18 protein-coding genes are annotated in these 17749 nt (G+C 72.8%); 12 read left to right on the top strand and 6 right to left on the bottom strand.

The window, feature by feature from the left end; all coding sequences use genetic code 11:
- Nucleotides 1–9: 9 nt before the first annotated feature.
- The 5 genes from BKA05_RS07280 (at nucleotide 10) to BKA05_RS20245 (ending at nucleotide 4220) form a co-directional block, all read left to right on the top strand.
- Nucleotides 10–435 (top strand): hypothetical protein, encoded by a 426-nt coding sequence (locus BKA05_RS07280; RefSeq protein ID WP_179530839.1) that lies wholly within the window; start codon nucleotides 10–12, stop codon nucleotides 433–435.
- The gene (locus tag BKA05_RS07285; RefSeq protein WP_179530840.1) at nucleotides 435–1157 is read left to right on the top strand and encodes a response regulator transcription factor; all 723 of its coding nucleotides are present in this window, start codon (nucleotides 435–437) and stop codon (nucleotides 1155–1157) included. Before BKA05_RS07280 ends, BKA05_RS07285 begins: the two co-directional genes overlap by 1 nt.
- A gap of 13 nt (nucleotides 1158–1170) precedes the next feature.
- A complete protein-coding gene (locus tag BKA05_RS07290; protein ID WP_179530841.1) occupies nucleotides 1171–2313 on the top strand; it encodes a sensor histidine kinase in 1143 nt (380 codons plus the stop codon).
- A gap of 216 nt (nucleotides 2314–2529) precedes the next feature.
- Entirely contained in the window at nucleotides 2530–3573 is a 1044-nt protein-coding gene (recA, locus tag BKA05_RS07295) for a recombinase RecA (RefSeq protein WP_179530842.1), read from the top strand.
- 2 nt (nucleotides 3574–3575) lie between these two features.
- Nucleotides 3576–4220 (top strand): regulatory protein RecX, encoded by a 645-nt coding sequence (locus BKA05_RS20245; RefSeq protein WP_343045558.1) that lies wholly within the window; start codon nucleotides 3576–3578, stop codon nucleotides 4218–4220.
- 152 nt (nucleotides 4221–4372) lie between these two features.
- On the opposite strand, the gene BKA05_RS07305 is transcribed toward BKA05_RS20245, so the two are convergent.
- Entirely contained in the window at nucleotides 4373–5176 is an 804-nt protein-coding gene (locus BKA05_RS07305; RefSeq protein ID WP_179530843.1) for an alpha/beta hydrolase, read from the bottom strand.
- Between the two features lie 18 nt (nucleotides 5177–5194).
- On the opposite strand from BKA05_RS07305, the gene BKA05_RS07310 reads away from it, so the two are divergent.
- From BKA05_RS07310 to BKA05_RS07320, 3 genes are read left to right on the top strand one after another with little or no spacing between them, the layout of a single operon-like run.
- Nucleotides 5195–6055: a PPK2 family polyphosphate kinase gene (locus BKA05_RS07310; RefSeq protein ID WP_179530844.1), complete on the top strand. Its 861-nt coding sequence runs from the start codon at nucleotides 5195–5197 to the stop codon at nucleotides 6053–6055.
- Nucleotides 6052–6837, top strand: a complete 786-nt coding sequence (locus BKA05_RS07315; RefSeq protein ID WP_343045559.1) for a HipA family kinase — start codon at nucleotides 6052–6054, stop codon at nucleotides 6835–6837. Before BKA05_RS07310 ends, BKA05_RS07315 begins: the two co-directional genes overlap by 4 nt.
- On the top strand, nucleotides 6830–7213 hold the full coding sequence (locus tag BKA05_RS07320) for a DUF3037 domain-containing protein (protein WP_343045560.1): 384 nt from the start codon (nucleotides 6830–6832) through the stop codon (nucleotides 7211–7213). The genes BKA05_RS07315 and BKA05_RS07320 overlap by 8 nt, the downstream gene beginning before the upstream one ends.
- 51 nt (nucleotides 7214–7264) lie before the next feature.
- Here the strand turns inward: BKA05_RS07320 and BKA05_RS07325 are convergent, their stop codons facing one another.
- The 4 genes from BKA05_RS07325 to BKA05_RS07340 form a co-directional block, all read right to left on the bottom strand.
- Entirely contained in the window at nucleotides 7265–8008 is a 744-nt protein-coding gene (locus BKA05_RS07325; RefSeq protein ID WP_179530845.1) for a sirohydrochlorin chelatase, read from the bottom strand.
- A 98-nt stretch (nucleotides 8009–8106) separates the two neighbouring features.
- Nucleotides 8107–8853: a phosphoadenylyl-sulfate reductase gene (locus BKA05_RS07330; RefSeq protein ID WP_179530846.1), complete on the bottom strand. Its 747-nt coding sequence runs from the start codon at nucleotides 8851–8853 to the stop codon at nucleotides 8107–8109.
- Complete coding sequence (locus tag BKA05_RS07335; protein ID WP_179530847.1) at nucleotides 8850–9017, bottom strand: hypothetical protein; 168 nt, start codon at nucleotides 9015–9017, stop codon at nucleotides 8850–8852. The genes BKA05_RS07330 and BKA05_RS07335 overlap by 4 nt, the downstream gene beginning before the upstream one ends.
- Nucleotides 9017–10750, bottom strand: a complete 1734-nt coding sequence (locus BKA05_RS07340) for a nitrite/sulfite reductase (RefSeq protein WP_179530848.1) — start codon at nucleotides 10748–10750, stop codon at nucleotides 9017–9019. The genes BKA05_RS07335 and BKA05_RS07340 overlap by 1 nt, the downstream gene beginning before the upstream one ends.
- A gap of 354 nt (nucleotides 10751–11104) precedes the next feature.
- Between BKA05_RS07340 and BKA05_RS07345 the strand changes: the two genes are divergently transcribed.
- Together BKA05_RS07345 and BKA05_RS07350 are read left to right on the top strand one after the other, a co-directional pair.
- Complete coding sequence (locus BKA05_RS07345; protein ID WP_179530849.1) at nucleotides 11105–12547, top strand: glycine hydroxymethyltransferase; 1443 nt, start codon at nucleotides 11105–11107, stop codon at nucleotides 12545–12547.
- Between the two features lie 141 nt (nucleotides 12548–12688).
- On the top strand, nucleotides 12689–13945 hold the full coding sequence (locus tag BKA05_RS07350) for an ATP-binding protein (protein WP_179530850.1): 1257 nt from the start codon (nucleotides 12689–12691) through the stop codon (nucleotides 13943–13945).
- Here the strand turns inward: BKA05_RS07350 and BKA05_RS07355 are convergent.
- The gene (locus tag BKA05_RS07355; RefSeq protein WP_179530851.1) at nucleotides 13942–15618 is read right to left on the bottom strand and encodes an acyl-CoA dehydrogenase family protein; all 1677 of its coding nucleotides are present in this window, start codon (nucleotides 15616–15618) and stop codon (nucleotides 13942–13944) included. The genes BKA05_RS07350 and BKA05_RS07355 overlap by 4 nt on opposite strands.
- A gap of 17 nt (nucleotides 15619–15635) precedes the next feature.
- On the opposite strand from BKA05_RS07355, the gene BKA05_RS07360 reads away from it, so the two are divergent.
- Complete coding sequence (locus BKA05_RS07360; RefSeq protein ID WP_179530852.1) at nucleotides 15636–16586, top strand: YihY/virulence factor BrkB family protein; 951 nt, start codon at nucleotides 15636–15638, stop codon at nucleotides 16584–16586.
- A gap of 63 nt (nucleotides 16587–16649) precedes the next feature.
- Entirely contained in the window at nucleotides 16650–17744 is a 1095-nt protein-coding gene (locus BKA05_RS07365; RefSeq protein WP_179530853.1) for a potassium channel family protein, read from the top strand.
- Nucleotides 17745–17749: the final 5 nt, after the last annotated feature.

A 17749-nucleotide genomic window follows, 5' to 3' on the forward strand; every position in this document is an offset into this window, starting at 1 on the left:
ACGGGACGGGTGAGCCCCGGAAGGGCGGTGCTGGGCTCCGCGGGCGTGCTGCTGGCGGCGTACGGCGCATGGCTGCTGCTCTCGCGGCAGGACCTCTCCGGCAACCTCGACGTGGCCCTGTGGCTGGCCGGCGGCGTGCTCGTCCACGACGTCCTGCTCGGCTCGGTGGTGATCGTCGTGTCGTTGCTCGCCACCCGGCTGCTGCCGGCCGTGGCCAGGCCGGCTGCAGGTGCGGGCCTCGTGGTGCTCGGCAGCCTGACGGTGCTGGCCGTGCCGTTCCTCGGCGGGTTCGGGCGCGAGAACGCCCCCGACAACCCGACGCTGCTGGACCGTGACTACACCGCGGGCTACCTCGCCCTCGTCGCGACCGTCATCATCGTGGTCGTGCTGCCCGTCCTCCTCCACTCGCTGCGCGCTCGCCGGGACCAGCGCTGATGGGGCGGGTGCTGGTCGTCGACGACGACGTGACCGTCCGCGAGGTGGTCGTGTCCTACCTGCGGGCCCACGGCCACGAGGTCGAGGAGACCGGTGACGGGGAGGACGCCCTGCGCCGCCTGGGACCGCCCGGCCAGGCGCCCGTCACCGGCGCGCCCGACCTCGTCGTCCTCGACCTGATGCTGCCCGGCATGGGTGGCCTGGAGGTCTGCCGCCGGCTGCGCGCGCTGCCGGACCGGCGCGCCGAGGTGCCGGTGGTGATGCTGACCGCCCTGGGCGAGGAGGGCGACCGGGTGGCGGGCCTGGAGGTCGGTGCCGACGACTACGTCACCAAGCCGTTCAGCCCCCGCGAGCTCGCGCTGCGGGTCGACTCCGTCCTGCGGCGTGCGGGCGTGGGCCAGGAGCCGGAGCCGGCGGGGGTGCTCACCGACGGCGACCTGGTGCTCGACACCTCGCGGCACGAGGTGACCAGGGCGGGGGAGACCCTCGCGCTGACGGCGCGCGAGTTCGACCTGCTGCGCTTCCTGCTCGCCCACCCCGGCACCGCGTGGTCCCGCGAGGACCTGCTGGAGCGGGTCTGGGGGTGGAGCGTCGGCGACCTGTCGACGGTGACCGTGCACGTGCGGCGGCTGCGCGAGAAGGTCGAGGCCGACCCCAAGCAGCCGACCCGGCTGGTCACGGTGTGGGGGGTCGGCTACCGCTGGGAGCCGGCTCCCGCATGACCCAGGAGCCCCGATGACCCAGGACAAGCTGCAGATCGTCGCGATGGCGGTCGCGGCGGCGCTCGCCGTCGGCACGCTCGGGCTGGCGGCGGCCTGGGCGGTGCGCCGGCTCTCGATCGCCTGGCAGCTGGTGCTCGTCGCCGTGGTGCCGGTGCTCGGCATGCTGGCCGGCGTCCTGGTCGTGGCGCGGGCGATGTTCATCTCCGAGCACGACCTGGGCGCCCTGACCCTCGTCGCGGCCAGTGCCGCGGTGGTCTCGGTGCTGGTCGCGGTGGTCCTCTCGCGCGCGGTCGTGGTGTGGTCGCGGGGGCTGGCCGAGGAGGTGCGCCGGGTCGGGTCGTCCTCGCCGTACTCCGCCGGGCCCGCGCGCGGGCCGGCCGAGTTCCGCCGGCTCTCCGAGGAGCTGGCCGCCACGCACCACCGGCTCAAGCAGGCCCGTGAGCGCGAGGCCCGGCTGGAGGAGGCGCGCCGCGAGCTGGTCTCGTGGGTCTCCCACGACCTGCGCACGCCGCTGGCCGGGATGCGGGCGATGTCCGAGGCGCTCGAGGACGGCATGGCGGCCGACCCCGCCCGCTACCACCGGCAGATCCGCACCGAGGTCGACCGGATGAGCAGGATGGTCGACGACCTCTTCGAGCTCTCGCGCATCCACGCCGGGGTGCTGCGCCTGGCTCCCGAGCCGGTCTCGCTGGGGGACCTGCTCAGCGAGGCTATCGCCGCAGCCGAGCCGGTCGCCGCGGCCCGCACGGTCTCGGTCGGCGGCTCGGTGGACCCCGGCCTGGAGGTGCACGCCGACCCGGGCGCGCTCTCGCGCGTGGTCGCCAACCTCGTCGGCAACGCGGTGCGGCACACCGCCCCGGGCGGACGGGTGGACGTGCAGGGTCGTGCGGTGCCGGGCGGCGGGGTGGAGATCTCGGTCAGCGACGCCTGCGGCGGGCTGGCCGCCGAGGACCTGTCCCGCGTCTTCGACGTGGCCTGGCAGGGCAGCGCGGCCCGTACGCCGGAGCAGCAGCCCTCCTCGCGCGGAGCCGGCCTGGGGCTGGCGATCGTCGCCGGGCTCGTCGAGGCCCACGGGGGGACCGTGCGGGTCGACAACCAGCCTGCGGGCCCCGACGGCTGCGTCCCGGGCTGCCGGTTCACCGTCACCCTGCCCTGACCCTGTCCCGCCCCTGCCCTGACCCTGCCCCGAGCTACCGGCGTGTCGCGCGTGTCGCAGCCGCGATCGAACAGGTGTTCGGCTACCGTGGCGTCCACAGGCATGACGCGGAGCGGGGTTCTCCACAGTGCACGACACGCTGATCAGGCGTTGTCGGTGGCCCGCTCTAGCGTCGTCGACGTGCCTGGCCCACGACGAGAGAAGAGGACAACACCCATGGCTGGTGGAGATCGCGACAAGGCGCTGGATGCAGCGCTCGCCAACATCGAGCGGCAGTTCGGCAAGGGCTCGGTCATGCGACTGGGCGACGAGACCCGCGCCCCCCTGGAGGTGATCCCCACCGGGGCGATCGCCCTGGACGTGGCCCTCGGCCTCGGCGGTCTGCCGCGCGGCCGCGTCGTGGAGATCTACGGTCCGGAGTCCTCCGGTAAGACCACGGTGGCCCTGCACGCGGTGGCCAGCGCCCAGCGCGCCGGCGGCATCGTCGCCTTCATCGACGCCGAGCACGCGCTGGACCCGGAGTACGCGAAGAACCTCGGCGTCGACACCGACGCCCTGCTGGTCTCCCAGCCCGACTCTGGTGAGCAGGCGCTCGAGATCGCCGACATGCTGATCCGCTCGGGTGCGCTCGACCTCATCGTCATCGACTCCGTCGCCGCGCTCGTGCCGCGCGCCGAGATCGAGGGCGAGATGGGCGACAGCCACGTGGGTCTGCAGGCACGCCTGATGAGCCAGGCGCTGCGGAAGATGACCGGAGCGCTGAACAACTCCGGCACCACCGCCATCTTCATCAACCAGCTGCGCGAGAAGATCGGCGTGATGTTCGGCTCGCCGGAGACCACCACCGGTGGTCGGGCGCTGAAGTTCTACTCCTCGGTCCGCCTCGACGTGCGTCGCATCGAGACGCTCAAGGACGGCCAGGAGATGGTGGGTAACCGCACCCGCGTCAAGGTCGTCAAGAACAAGGTGGCCCCGCCGTTCAAGCAGGCCGAGTTCGACATCATGTACGGCAAGGGCATCTCCCGCGAGGGTGGCCTCATCGACGTCGGCGTGGAGGCGGGCCTGGTCCGCAAGGCCGGCGCTTGGTACACCTACGAGGGCGACCAGCTGGGCCAGGGCAAGGAGAACGCGCGGACCTTCCTGCGCGACAACCCCGACCTGGCCAACGAGCTGGAGAAGAAGATCCTCGAGAAGCTCGGTGTCGGCCCGACCGTCGACGCCGAGGCGCCCGCCGACCCGATCGGCGTCGACGACTTCTGATCGTGGAGCCCGAGACCCGTCCCGCCCCTGACTGGGCGGGTGACGTCAGCCTCGGCGTCGACGCCTGGACCGGCGCACGCGAGGCCAAGCAGGCACGCGACCGCGCCCAGCCGCCACCGGAGGACCCGGTGGCGGCGGGGCCGGACGCCGACCCCGAGCAGGTCGCCCGCACGATCCTGCTCGACCAGCTGACCGGTCGCGCCCGCAGCCGCAAGGAGCTCAGCGACAAGCTGCGCTCCAAGGACGTCCCCGACGAGCTGGCGACCCGGCTGCTCGACCGGTTCGAGGAGGTCGGGCTGGTCGACGACGAGGCCTTCGCCCGCAGCTGGGTCGCCGGTCGGCAGTCGGCCAAGGGCCTGGCACGCCGTGCGCTGGCCCAGGAGCTGCGCCGCAAGGGCGTGGACGACGAGGTCGCCCGCGAGGCGCTCGACGAGCTCGAGCCGGAGCAGGAGGAGCAGGCCGCGCGCACCCTGGTGCGCAAGAAGCTGCGCTCCCTGAGCCGGGTCGACGACGTCACCGCCACCAGACGGCTGGTCGGCATGCTGGCCCGCAAGGGCTACGGCTCGGGCATGGCCTTCGCCGTGGTCCGCGACGAGCTCTCCCGCGCCGGCCGAGACGACCCGACCGACGACGGCGACCTCGGCTGATCCAGTCCCGACCCGTCCCGACCCCTCAGTCCCGCCGAGCCGGCGTATCAGTACGCCGGTTCGACCCCATGAGGCCGGGAGTGGAGTGCTGGTGACACGGCATGCGTGTCACCAGCACTCCGCACTCCAATCGCGCTGTCCTCGGCCCGACCTCAGGCCATCTCGCCCACCCAGGTGATCACCTGGTCGGCGACCCGTTCCCAGCCGTGGTCCAGCATCACGTCGTGCCCGATGCCGGGGACGACGACGGCCTCGGTGCCCCAGGCGGCCGCGGTCGCCTCGACGTCGGCGACGCGGAAGATCGTGTCGTCGGCCGCGCCGAGGACGCGGACCTGCGTCGCGCGCGGGCCCCGGCCCGTCGCCGGCCGCGGACGGTCAAGGGCCAGCATGTCGAGGAACGCGCGGAACGACTCACCGTGCAGCCGGGACTGCACGGCCGCCACGACGGCGTCGTCGGTGTCGGCGGAGAGGAACATCCGGCGTACGTGCTCGGCCTCCACGACCAGCATCCCGAGGTCACGACGCACGTTCGCCCGCAGGAAGGTCGCCGTCCGCTGCCGGGCGGTGTCGGCGGTGACCCGCCAGACCCCGGCCGGGGGCATGGAGGCGAGCAGCACGGCGCCGCCGAGCGCCGGTCGGTCCAGGCGACCCACCAGGTGCTGCACGACACCGCCGCCCATCGAGTGCCCCACCACGACCGGCGGCGGACCACCGGCGGGCAGACCGCGCAGCACCTCGACCACCGAGTCCACGTAGTCCCGCAACCGCGGTCCGTGCCGCAGCGAGCGGAGCCGGTCGGCGTCGAGGCGGTCGCCGTGCGCCGGCAGGTCCGGGGTCGTGACCTGCAGGCCGGCCTGCTCCAGCCGCTGGGCGAACCCGTCGCGCCAGCACCACGCGCCGTGCCAGGCGCCGTGGACGAGGACGACGTGCGGAGAGGAGGTATCGGCGCTGCTCATGGCTGACATGATGGCGCAGTGATCCAGCACCACCTGCGCGTCCCACCCGGCCCGGTCGACCTGGGGGAGTGGGCCACCGACGCCACCCCCGGCTTCGACGGCGACAAGGAGGAGGGCAAGGCGGCCCTCGAGGAGGTCGGTCAGGAGCTCTCCGAGCTGCAGGAGCGTCTCTTCGCCGAGGGGCGGGTGGCCGACGACGTCGAGGAGCGCGAGGGTCGGGGGGTCCTCCTGGTCCTCCAGGGCATGGACACCTCGGGCAAGGGCGGCGTGGTGCGCCACACCGTCGGGCTCGTGGACCCCCAGGGCGTCGACATCACCGCCTTCAAGAAGCCGACCGAGGAGGAGCTGGGCCACCACTTCCTGTGGCGCATCCGCAAGGCCCTGCCGGGCCGGGGCCGGATCGGGGTCTTCGACCGGTCCCACTACGAGGACGTCCTCATCGCGCGGGTGCGCGAGCTGGCCGAGCCCGACGTCATCGAGCAGCGCTACGACGAGATCAACGAGTTCGAGGCCGAGGTGCTCGGCTCCGGCGTCCGGGTGCTCAAGGTGATGCTGCACGTCTCGCCGGAGACCCAGAAGGAGCGCCTGCTCGAGCGCCTGGACCGTCACGACAAGCACTGGAAGTTCAACCCCGGCGACATCGACGAGCGCCAGAGATGGGGTGACTACCAGCGGGCCTACGAGGTCGCGCTGGAGCGCACCAACACCGAGGTCGCGCCCTGGCACGTCGTGCCGGCCGACCGCAAGTGGTACCGCAACCTCGCCGTCGCGATGCTGCTGCGCCAGACCCTGCAGACGATGGCCCCCACCTGGCCGCGAGTCGACCTCGACGTCGAGGAGCAGCGCCGGCGGCTCGAGGAGGAGGACCCCCTCTCGTGAGCCCCCTGGACCGGGTGCGCGTCACCCGCTACGTCACCCCGCTGCGCGAGGGAGGCTCCCTGCCGGGGATCGTCGAGGCCGACGACCTCGGCACCTACGTCTGCAAGTTCCGCGGCGCCGGTCAGGGCCTGCGCGTCCTCGTCGCCGAGGTCATCGCCTCCGAGCTCGCCCGGCGCGTCGGGCTGCGCACCCCGCGCCTGGTGGTGCTCGACCTCGACCCCGCGATCGCGCGCTACGAGGCCGACGAGGAGGTGCAGGACCTCCTCAACGCCAGCGCCGGCGACAACCTCGGCATCGACTTCCTGCCGGGCGCCTTCGGGTACGCCGACGGGGAGGCGGGCACCCCTGAGGAAGCCGCCCGGGTCCTGTGGCTCGACGCGTTCATCGCCAACGTCGACCGCTCCTGGCGCAACCCCAACCTGCTGGTGTGGCACGGCGACCTCTGGGTCATCGACCACGGCGCCTCGCTGTACTTCCACCACGCCTGGCCCGGTGGCTCGCTGACCCGCGAGGGAGCCGCGCAGCGCTTCGCCGACCAGCCGTGGGACCCCTCCGACCACGTCGTCGACCCGGCCGAGGTCGACCTGGCCGCCGCCGACGCCGCGCTGCGCGCCGAGCTCGGCACCGAGGTGTTCGCCGAGGTCCTCGACCTGGTCCCGGACGCCTGGCTCGAGCCCGTCCCGGGCGCGGAGACACCGGCGCAGGTGCGGGCGGCGTACGTCGACTTCCTCAGCGCGCGTCTGGCCTCGCGCGCCTGGCTCCCGGGAGGCGCGGGTGCCTGAGCTGCTGCCCTACCAGTACGTCGTCATGCGCTGCGTCCCGCGCGTGGAGCGCGAGGAGTTCCTCAACGTCGGCGTCGTGCTCTACAGCCAGGCCGCCGACCTGCTGGAAGCCTCCTGGCACGTCGACACCGACCGGGTACGGGCGCTCTTCCCGGACCTCGACGTGGCGCGGCTCTGCGACGCACTCGGCTTCGTGGAGGGGGTCTGCGCCGGTGACGACCGGGGGGGCGCCGCCGCGACACAGTCGCTGGGCCAGCGATTCGGGTTCCTCAAGGCGCCGCGCAGCACGGTCCTGCAGCCCGGCCCGGTGCACGGCGGCCTCGCCGCCGACCCCCGGGCCGAGCTCGAGCGTCTCCTGGACCGGTTGGTGCGCTGACGCGTCGTCGAGCCGGCGTATCAATACGCCGGCTCGACCACAGGGCGCGGGTCAGACGGGGACCAGCTCGACGGCACCGACGGCGTAGCGGGCCAGCACGACCCGGGCCACCTCGGGGTGGGCGCCCAGGGGTGCGGAGACCGCGACGGCGCCGGCCTCGAGCGCCAGCTCGGCCGCGCGGTCGGGCAGGAAGCCCGGGGCGAGGAAGAGCGAGGCGACCGCGATGTGGCGCCGGCCCTCGGCCCGGAAGGCGCGGACGGCCTCACCGGTGGCCGGCGGTGCGGCCGAGGCGTAGGCCGCGGTGACGGGGAGCTTGTGGTGGCTTCCCCACACGCGGGCCAGGCGCGCGACGGCCTGGTTGGCCAACGGGTCGCTGGAGCCGGCGGCGGCGAGCACGAGGGCGTCGAGCTCGCGGACACGGGCCTCGCGCAGCGCCTCACGCAGCCGCTCGTCCAGGACCTGGAGGAAGCAGGCCTCCAGGCCGAGCACGTCGGTGGCCTGGATGCGGACCTCGGGGTGGCGCTCGGTGGCCTGCGCGACGGCGGCGGGGACGTCGACCGTCGCGTGGTGGGCCTCGGTGAGGAGCAGGGGGACGACGACGATCTCGTCGTGGCCGGCCTTCACCAGGCGGTCGACGACCGTCTGGAAGCCGGGACGGGAGAGCTCGAGGAAGGCCGGCTCGACCTTGAGGTCGGGGCGTACGGCACGGACCTCGTCGACGAGGGCGCGGATCGTGGCGGCCGAGCGGGGGTCACGGCTGCCGTGGGCGAGGGCCACGAGGGCGGGAGCTGCCATCGAGTGCCTCCTTCTCTGCGATCTTCACTGCTTCTGTGTGGGGGTGGTGCTCGCGGTGCTCCGTTGCACCCGCGGGTGGTGCTGCTGCCGGGAGCGGCTCACATGTGGATGCCGCACTCGGTCTTGTTCGTGCCGGCCCATCGGCCGCTGCGCGCGTCCTCGCCGGGGGCGACCCGCCGGGTGCACGGCGCGCAGCCGATGGAGGGGTAGCCGTCGTAGACCAGCGGGTTCACCAGGACACCGTGCTCGGCGATGTAGGCCTCGACCTGCTCGTCGGACCACCGGGCGATGGGGGAGACCTTGACCTTCTGCTTCTTGGCGTCCCACCCGATGACCGGAGCGATGACCCGGTTGCTGGTCTCGGCGCGACGCAGGCCGGTGGCCCACGCGTCGTACCCGGACAGTGCGTCCTGCAGCGGCGCCACCTTGCGCAGCGCGCAGCAGCGGTCGGGGTCGGTGCGGAAGAGGTCCTTGCCCTCCGTGGCGTCCTGCTCGGCGACGCTCTGCACCGGTGTGATCGTCAGGAGGTTGACGTCCATCGTGGCCTCGACGGCGTCGCGGGTGCCGATGGTCTCGACGAAGTGGTAGCCGGTGTCGAGGAAGACCACGTCGATGCCGGGGACGACCTTGGCGGCGAGGTGGGCCAGCACCGCGTCCCCCATCGAGGAGGTGATGCAGAACCGCTCGCCGAAGGTGGCGGCGGCCCACTCGATGATGGACTCGGCCGGCGCCAGCTCGAGCTCGGCGCCCCAGTGGGAGACCAGCTCGCGCAGCTCCTCCGAGGAGCGGCCCTCGGTGTGGGTGGCACGGTTCTCGCGTGCGGCACGTGTGGTGGCGGACGTCATGAGGCTCCTCCCTGCTGCGGCGGCCGGGCCAGGTGCCCGATCAGCCGCAGGGAGAAGGCGCGCCGGCAGGAGTGGCATTCCCAGGTCCCGTGCTCCGCTGCGTGCGGGCGCAGGTCCTCGTCGCCGCAGTAGGGGCAGTGGAAGGGCACGGCGCGCTCGGACATCAGGAACCGCCGCCCGAGGCGGCACCGTCGAGCACCCGGTCACCCTTGAGCAGGGCCTCGTCGGCGCGGTGCACCCAGTCGGCGAAGCTCTCGCCCTCGGTGCGGTCGGCCAGGAAGTTGGTGACCACGACGGTCACGTAGTCGTCGAGGCCGGCGCTGGTGACCTTGTGGGCCCGCAGCTTGCGACCGAAGTTCGCCTTGAGGCCGGTGGCGCCGCCGAGGTGCACCTGGAAGCCCTCGACCTGCTGCCCCTCGTGCATGACGAGCTGGCCCTTGAGGCCGATGTCGGCGACCTGGGTGCGCGCGCAGGCGTTGGGGCAGCCGTTGACGTTGACCGAGATGGGCACGTCGAGGTCGGGGAAACGACGCTCGAGCTCGGCGACGAGGTCGCGGGCGCGGTTCTTGGTGTCGACGATCGCGAGCTTGCAGAACTCGATGCCGGTGCAGGCCATGGTGTTGCGACGCCACTGCGAGGGCCGCGCCGAGAGGCCGATGTCCTCCAGACGGTCGAGCAGCTCGTCGACGCGGGCGGGGTCGGCGCCGATGAGCACGATCTTCTGGTACGCCGTCAGCCGCGCGCCGGCCAGGTCGAACTCCTCGATCACCTCGGCGAGGTCGACCAGGATCTGGCCCGACACCCGACCCACGACCGGGGCGACCCCGACGTACTTCTTGCCGTCCTTCTGGTCGTGCACGCCGATGTGGTCGCGGAAGCCCTCGGGGGACTCCGGCGAGGGGCAGGAGACGAGCGCGGCGCCGAGGTACTCCTTCTCGAGCACCTCGCGGACCTTCTCGATGCCCCAGTCGGCGACCAGGAACTTCAGCCGGGCGCGCGAGCGAAGCCGGCGGTAGCCGTAGTCGCGGAAGATCGAGGCGATGCCGGCCCACACGTCGGCGACCTGCTCGAGCGGGATCCAGACGCCCATCTTGGCCGCGAGCATCGGGTTGGTGGACAGGCCGCCGCCGACCCAGACGTCGAAGCCGGGACCGTGCTCGGGGTGGGTCGTGCCGACGAAGGAGATGTCGTTGGTCTCGGGGGAGACGTCGTGGCCCGGGTGGCCGGTCAGCGCGGTCTTGAACTTGCGGGGGAGGTTGGAGAACTGCGGGTCGCCGATGTAGCGGCGCTTGATCTCCTCCAGGGCGCTGGTGCCGTCGATGATCTCGTCGACCGCGACGCCGGCGACCGGCGAGCCGAGGAAGGGGCGCGGCGAGTCGCCGCAGGCCTCCAGCGAGGAGAGCCCGGCAGCGTCGAGGCGGTCCCAGATGGCGGGGACGTCCTCGATGCGGATCCAGTGGTACTGGATGTTCTCGCGGTCGGTCACGTCGGCGGTGTCGCGGGCGAAGTCGCGACCGATCTCGCCCAGGGCGCGCACGGCCGCGGCGTCGAGCAGCGCACCGTCGGAGCGGACGCGGAGCATGAAGTAGCGGTCGTCGAGCTCCTCCTCCTCCATCGAGCCGGTGCGCCCGCCGTCGATCCCGGGCTTGCGCTGGGTGTACAGGCCCATCCAGCGGAAGCGGCCGCGCAGGTCGGCGGGGTCGATGGAGTCGAAGCCGCGCTTGGAGTAGGTGTAGAGGATGCGGTCGCGCACGTTGAGCGCGTCGTCGTCCTTCTTCGACTGCTCGTTCTTGTTCAGCGGCTCGTTGAAGCCCAGGGCCCACTGACCCTCACCGCGCTTGGGGCGCGGGATCTCGGTGTGCTGGGGGCGGGTGCCGTGGAAGCGCAGGTCGGGCATGACTGACTCGGGTGTCCTTCGCTGAGGTGGCGGCCTGCGGGCCGCGGGAGGAGGGCGGGTGCTCGGGTGCTCAGCGGGGTCGACACATCGCGCTGCGGGTGCGCCCGAGGTCCACGTGGCGGCGTACCACGAGCCAGGCGTGCGTGGCGGCGAAGGTCATGTCAAGGAGTCTCACCCTGCGGACCATCCTCCTGCCACCTTCGATCTCATGGAGTGAGATCGCAGTCCCGACATCTGGGATACCGGTGGCATGTGGTGAGCGTGGACGGGGTCACGCGTGCGGCGCACGTCACACCGTGCCGCCGGGCCGGTCCAGCCCACCGCTGCCCGGGTGCGCGCCGTAGGCTGTGCGGCATGACCGACGTCTCCCGTCTCGCCAGCAGCGCCTACAGCCAGGCCCTCGAGGTCATCGCCTCGGTCGAGCCCCGCATCGCGGAGGCCACCCGCGCCGAGCTGGCCGACCAGCGTGCCTCGCTGAAGCTGATCGCCAGCGAGAACTACGCCTCGCCGGCGGTGCTGATGACGATGGGCACCTGGTTCAGCGACAAGTACGCCGAGGGCACGGTCGGTCACCGCTTCTACGCCGGCTGCCAGAACGTCGACACCGTGGAGTCGCTGGCCGCCGAGCACGCCCGCGAGCTGTTCGGCGCGGAGTACGCCTACGTCCAGCCGCACTCCGGCATCGACGCCAACCTCGTGGCCTTCTGGTCGATCCTGGCCCACCGGGTCGAGGGTCCGTGGCTGCAGCGGGCCGAGAAGAAGAACGTGAGCGAGCTGACCGAGGAGGACTGGGAGTCGCTGCGCCGCGAGCTCGGCAACCAGCGCCTGCTCGGCATGAGCCTGGACGCCGGCGGTCACCTCACCCACGGCTTCCGCCCGAACATCTCCGGCAAGATGTTCCACCAGCAGCAGTACGGCACCGACCCCGAGACCGGCCTGCTCGACTACGACGCGGTCGCGGCCAAGGCGCGCGAGTTCAAGCCGCTGGTCCTGGTCGCCGGGTACTCGGCCTACCCCCGCCGGGTCGACTTCGCGAAGATGCGCGAGATCGCCGACGAGGTCGGCGCCACGCTCATGGTCGACATGGCCCACTTCGCCGGCCTGGTGGCCGGCAAGGTCTTCACGGGGAACGAGGACCCGGTCCCGCACGCCCACGTCGTCACCACGACCACCCACAAGTCGCTGCGCGGCCCGCGCGGCGGCATGGTGCTGGCCACGGAGGAGTACGCCCCGAGCGTCGACCGCGGCTGCCCGATGGTCCTGGGCGGCCCGCTCTCGCACGTGATGGCCGCCAAGGCCGTGGCCTTCGCCGAGGCACGCCAGGACGGGTTCCGCACCTACGCCCAGCAGGTTGCCGACAACGCCCAGTCGCTGGCCCAGGGCTTCTTGTCCCGTGGCGCCGACCTGGTCACGGGCGGGACCGACAACCACCTGGTGCTGCTGGACGTCTCGAAGTTCGGCCTGACCGGTCGACAGGCCGAGTCGGCGCTGCTCGACGCCGGCGTCGTGACCAACCGCAACTCGGTCCCGAACGACCCCAACGGCGCGTGGTACACCTCCGGCATCCGGCTGGGCACCCCGGCGCTGACCACCCGCGGCTTCGGCCACGACGAGTTCGACACCGTCGCGGACCTCATCGTCACCGTGCTGCAGAACACCGAGCCGGGCACCACCAAGGCCGGTGGCCCCTCGAAGGCCTCCTACTCCCTGGGCGACGGCGTGGCAGACAAGGTCCGCGCCGCCTCGGCCGAGATGCTCGACAAGCACCCGCTGTACCCCGGTCTCGACCTGGCCTGAGGGGGACCCTCGGCCTCCACCGGCCGGCCGGCTCGGCGGGTGTGAGACCGGTGTGAGGCCGGTGTGAAGATCGCGCTGGACCTGCGTGATCATCGTGTGAGGTGCCTGGTGGGGGACTGGGAGCGCACGCACGCTGGACGGGTGTACGACTCCACAGCACCTCAGGACCCAGCCGAGTGGCCGTACGAGGGCACTCACGGCTCCGCACCCGAGCCGACCGGGACCGCGCAAGCGGGCCCGGGCGACGTACGGACCAGGACCCGCGAGAGGACCCAGGAGTCCGCGGAGCCGCTGTGGGGCCTGGACCAGGGGATCTTGGACATCCAGGCGCAGGAGGTGGCCGAGAGCCCGCTGTCGGTCCTGCTGGTGAGCCGTGACGACCGGATCCTGGCCGCCTCGCGTCGGGTGCGCACCCTCCTCGGCAGGGACGACGAGGAGCTCGTGGGTCGCCGGGCGCGTGACGTCCTCGTCGCCTCCGGCGCCGAGCGGCAGCGCCTGGCGCTCCAGATGCTGATGAGCGGGGGCGAGGTCGGCGGCGGGTCCCGCCACTGGGAGGGCGACCTGCGGGGCGCGAATCGACGCGAGGTCCGGGTCCGGGTCACGGCCCGCCGCGCCGGGCTCACCGGCGCGGACGCGCTGTGGTGCGCGATCGACGAGGTCGTCGACGGCGGGAACCGCGCCCGGACCGATGCCCCGGGTGGTGCGTCGGCGGCCGCGCCCGCGCCCGCGCAGCCTCGCTCGGACGCGGCCCCCGCGCGCCCCGCCGAGCCGGCGCTGCGGTCCGAGGGGCACACGGGTGCCGCGCCGGTCGAGGCCACCTTGCTGATGGACCTGGTGGAGGCGGTGAGCCGCCACCCGCGTCGTGGGGCGCACCTGGTGGAGGACGTCCTGCACATGACGGCGGTGCAGGCAGGGACGATGGCGGTCGCGACCGAGCCGTGCCACGTGCGCGGCGCCGTCCTGGCGGCCGTCTCCGACCGGGCGGGCGTCGCCGTCCGTCACAAGGTCGGGTTCGACCTGGCGCTGGACGAGGCGCCGACCGTCGCGGCCGACCCGGTGCTCCTGCGCAAGTGCCTCGACCAGATCATCGGCAACGCGGTGAAGTTCACCGCGCCGCACGGCTCCGTCACCTGCACCTGGCGGGTGGACGAGGACTTCCTGGTCCTGAGGGTGGCCAATCCCGCGGGTGACGCCGACCAGGAGGTCGTGGACCGTGCCTTCGACCCGTGGGCTGACGGCACCGCGGCGGTGCACGACCCCCGGCCCGGCGTCGGGCTCGGCCTCGCGGTCGCCCGCGGCCTGGCCCGGCTCATGAGGGGCGACGTGGCGCTCCAGCTCTCGCACCGGACCGGGTCGACCCCGGTCGTGCACTGCGAGCTGAGGCTCCCGCTGGCCTAGTCCGTGGTGGGGGTGGTGCGGGCCACGACGGCGGCCAGGTCGCCCCCGTCGAGCGCGCCGAAGACCCCCTCGGACGAGGGGCCGAGCCGCGAGGCGCAGAAGACGTCGGCGACCTCGGCGGGCGCGTGCCGCACGAGCAGCGAACCCTGCAGCACGGCCGCCATCCGGCCGGCCAGGCGGCGGGCCTGCCGCTCGAGCTGGTCCGGCTCGCCCATCAGCGCACCGATCATCGCCAGGGTGTCCTCGATGGCGCGGTCGAGGCGGGCGTCCCCGCCGCGGGCCCGCCCGACCTCGGTGATCCAGGCGTCGAGCACCTCCGGCTCGCGGCCCAGGGCGCGCAGCACGTCGAGGGCGTTGACGTTGCCCGAGCCCTCCCACACCGAGTTCAGCGGCGCCTCGCGGTAGAGCAGCGGCATGCCGGACTCCTCGACGTAGCCGTTGCCGCCGAGGCACTCCAACGCCTCGGCGACCATGAACGGGGTGCGCTTGCAGACCCAGAACTTCGCCAGCGGCAGCGCGATGCGCCGCAGCGCCCGCTCGTGGTCGTCGTGCGGCGCGTCCACGGCGGCGGCCAGCCGCATGGCCAGCGCGGTGGCGGCCTCGGTCTCGACGTGCAGGTCGGCGATGACGTTCTGCATGAGCGGCTTGTCGACCAGGCGGGAGCCGAAGGCCGAGCGGTGGCTGACGTGCCACGAGGCCTCGGAGACGGCGCGACGCATCAGCGAGGTCGAGCCCAGGACGCAGTCGAGGCGGGTGGCGGCGACCATCTCGATGATGGTGCGGACCCCGCGGCCCTCGTCGCCGAGGCGGTGGGCGACCGTGCCGTCGAGCTCCAGCTCGGAGGAGGCGTTGGACCGGTTGCCGAGCTTGTCCTTCAGGCGCACCACGTCGAGCTGGTTGCGAGTGCCGTCGGGAAGCACGCGCGGCACCACGAAGCAGGTCACCCCGCCCTCGGCCTGCGCCAGCACCAGGAAGACGTCGTTCATGGGGGCGCTGGTGAACCACTTGTGGCCGTGCAGCGTGTACGTGCCGTCGGCGCCGGGCACCGGGACGGCCCGGGTCACGTTCGCCCGCACGTCGGAGCCGCCCTGCTTCTCGGTCATGCCCATGCCGGCGAGCGCTCCGACCTTGTCGGTCAGCGGGCGTACGCCGGGGTCGTAGCGCCGCGAGGCCAGCAGCGGGGTCCACTCCTTGGCCAGGGCGTCGTCGGCCCGCAGCGCCGGCACGGCGGCGTAGGTCATCGAGATGGGGCACCCGTGCCCGGGCTCGGTGTGTGACCAGGCCATGAAGCCGGCAGCACGGCGCACGTGCGCGTGGGCGGCCCCGTCGGCCTGCTCCTCCCACGGCGCGGCCGCCAGACCGTGGCCGACCGCACGCTCCATCAGCCAGTGCCAGGAGGGGTGGAAGCGCACCTCGTCGACGCGGTGCCCGTAGCGGTCGTAGGGGGTGAGCTCGGGGTGGTGCTCGTTGGCGAGCATCCCGTGCTCGCGGGCCTGCGCGGAGCCGGCCTCGGCGCCCAGGTCGACCAGGGAGTCGAGCACCTCCTGGGAGCCGTGGCGCAGCACGGCCTCGACCAGGGCGGCGTCCGCCGTGACGACGTTGTGGCCCGCCAGCGGCGGAGGCTGGTTGGACACGACGCGCAGGCCGGCACGAGCGGTGGTGGGCAGCTCCATGTGGCTACCGTAGTTCCATGCCCTCGGTCAGCGGTCGCGCCCTCGACGGCGACCGGGCCAAGCAGCTCGCGCGTCGCGTCGCGCACCAGGTCTGGCGCCTGGTCGTCACCACGGTGGCCTCCTGCCTGCGCTACCGCGTGACCGGCCTGGCGGCGGAGGCGGCGTTCTTCGCTGTCGTCTCGGTCCCGCCGCTGCTCTTCGCGCTGGCCGGCGGCATCGGCTACGTCGCCGACCAGTTCAGCCCCGCCCAGGTCGAGGACGTCCGCGCGGCGATCATCGAGCTGTCCCGCCAGGTGCTGACCGACCGCGCGGTCCGCGAGGTCATCCAGCCCACCGTCACCGACGTCCTGGGAGCCGGTCGCTTCGACGTCATCTCGATCGGCTTCGTGCTGGCGCTGTGGTCGGGATCGCGCGCGCTGAACGTCTTCGTCGACACCATCACCGTGATGCACGGCCTGGGCGGGGAGCGCTCGATCGTGCGCACCCGGGCGCTGTCCTTCGTGCTCTACGTGATGGCCATCATCACCGGGGTCGTCACGCTGCCCCTGGTGGTGGCCGGCCCCACGATGGTGCGCCAGGTGCTGCCCAACCGCGTCGACATGCTGATGGGCTTCTACTGGCCGGTGGTCGTCGTGCTGTGCATCTGCTTCCTCGCCACGCTCTACCACGTGTCGGTGCCGGTGCGGACCAACTGGTCCTTCAACCTCCCCGGCGCCACGTTCTCGCTGGTGGCCTGGGTGCTCGGCTCCTACGCCCTGCGCTGGGTGCTGACCGTCACCGCCGCCGACTCCCGCTCCATCTACGGGCCGCTGGCCGCGCCCATCGCCGTGCTGCTCTGGCTCTACCTGGTGGCCATCGCGGTGCTCATCGGCGCAGCGGTCAACGCGGCCTTCGACACCGTCTTCCCGCAGACCGCCACCACCCGCGCACGGGCCCGTCGTACGTCGGAGGGTGCCCGTGTCGAGTAGGTTGCTACCCCGGTGGTCGGTCCGTCGGGCCGGTGAGCGACGGGACCGAGGCATGGTGCGGGCATGGTGAACGAGGACGACGCGGGCGCGCGGCGTACCCCCAACCTCGTCTCGCTGCCCGAGCGGGTCCGCTCGCCGTGGTTCGAGCTGAGCCGTCGACTGCTGATGGCCCTGGGCATCCTGGTCGGGACCGTGCTGCTGGTCTGGATCGACCGCGACGGCTACACCGACAACGGCGACCCCGGCTCCGGGGTCAGCCTGATCGACGCCATCTACTACACGACCGTCACGTTGAGCACCACCGGCTACGGCGACATCGCCCCGGTCGAGCCGCACGCACGGCTCATCAACGCCTTCGTCATCACTCCCGCACGCATCGCCTTCCTGGTCCTGCTGATCGGCACGACCCTGGAGGTGCTGGCCTCCCAGGGCCGCGAGATGTTCCGGGTCGCACGCTGGAGGAAGCGCATGGGCAAGCACGTCGTCGTCATCGGGTACGGCACCAAGGGCCGCAGCGCGGTCGAGACGCTGGTCAACAACGGCACCGTGCTCGAGGACGTCGTCGTCGTCGACCCGAGCCCGGTGGCGATGCAGGACGCCCACGCCGACGGCCTGGCCGTCGTCACGGGCGACGCCACGCGGCGCGAGGTGCTGCGGCGCGCGGGGGTGGCCGACGCCGAGCAGGTGATCATCACCACCGACCGCGACGACTCCAACGTGCTGGCGACCCTCACGGTGCGCCAGCTCAACCCCGACGCCTGGATCGTGGCGGCGGTGCGGGAGCAGGAGAACGCGCCGCTCATGCGCCAGTCCGGCGCCGACTCGGTCATCACCTCCTCCGACGCCGTGGGCCGCCTGCTCGGGCTCTCGACGGTCTCGCCCACGCTGGGCTCGGTCATGGAGGACCTGCTGACCTACGGCGACGGTCTCGAGGTCGCCGAGCGGGACCTGCTGGTCTCCGAGGTGGGGCAGCAGCCGCAGCGGCTGCCCGACCAAGTGATCGCGGTCGTGCGCGACGAGAAGGTCTACCGCTACTTCGACCCGGTGGTGACCCAGCTGGCCCGGGGCGACCGGCTCGTCGTCGTCCGCCCGGCCAAGGAGCTGCCGTGGGCGCCGCGTCCGGGCACCCACGGCGAGGAGCTCGCCGAGGAGGACTGACCCGG

Source organism: Nocardioides marinus, assembly GCF_013408145.1.
In the GTDB taxonomy this organism is placed as follows: domain Bacteria; phylum Actinomycetota; class Actinomycetes; order Propionibacteriales; family Nocardioidaceae; genus Nocardioides; species Nocardioides marinus.

Bases quoted from the DNA above. Each gene is read 5' to 3' on its own strand.
- BKA05_RS07285 (WP_179530840.1), top strand. From the start codon at position 435: ATGGGGCGGGTGCTGGTCGTCGACGACGACGTGACCGTCCGCGAGGTG.
- BKA05_RS07290 (WP_179530841.1), top strand. From the start codon at position 1,171: ATGACCCAGGACAAGCTGCAGATCGTCGCGATGGCGGTCGCGGCGGCG.
- recA (WP_179530842.1), top strand. From the start codon at position 2,530: ATGGCTGGTGGAGATCGCGACAAGGCGCTGGATGCAGCGCTCGCCAAC.
- BKA05_RS07305 (WP_179530843.1), bottom strand. From the start codon at position 5,176: ATGAGCAGCGCCGATACCTCCTCTCCGCACGTCGTCCTCGTCCACGGC.
- BKA05_RS07325 (WP_179530845.1), bottom strand. From the start codon at position 8,008: ATGGCAGCTCCCGCCCTCGTGGCCCTCGCCCACGGCAGCCGTGACCCC.
- BKA05_RS07330 (WP_179530846.1), bottom strand. From the start codon at position 8,853: ATGACGTCCGCCACCACACGTGCCGCACGCGAGAACCGTGCCACCCAC.
- BKA05_RS07335 (WP_179530847.1), bottom strand. From the start codon at position 9,017: ATGTCCGAGCGCGCCGTGCCCTTCCACTGCCCCTACTGCGGCGACGAG.
- BKA05_RS07340 (WP_179530848.1), bottom strand. From the start codon at position 10,750: ATGCCCGACCTGCGCTTCCACGGCACCCGCCCCCAGCACACCGAGATC.
- BKA05_RS07345 (WP_179530849.1), top strand. From the start codon at position 11,105: ATGACCGACGTCTCCCGTCTCGCCAGCAGCGCCTACAGCCAGGCCCTC.
- BKA05_RS07355 (WP_179530851.1), bottom strand. From the start codon at position 15,618: ATGGAGCTGCCCACCACCGCTCGTGCCGGCCTGCGCGTCGTGTCCAAC.
- BKA05_RS07360 (WP_179530852.1), top strand. From the start codon at position 15,636: ATGCCCTCGGTCAGCGGTCGCGCCCTCGACGGCGACCGGGCCAAGCAG.
- BKA05_RS07365 (WP_179530853.1), top strand. From the start codon at position 16,650: ATGGTGAACGAGGACGACGCGGGCGCGCGGCGTACCCCCAACCTCGTC.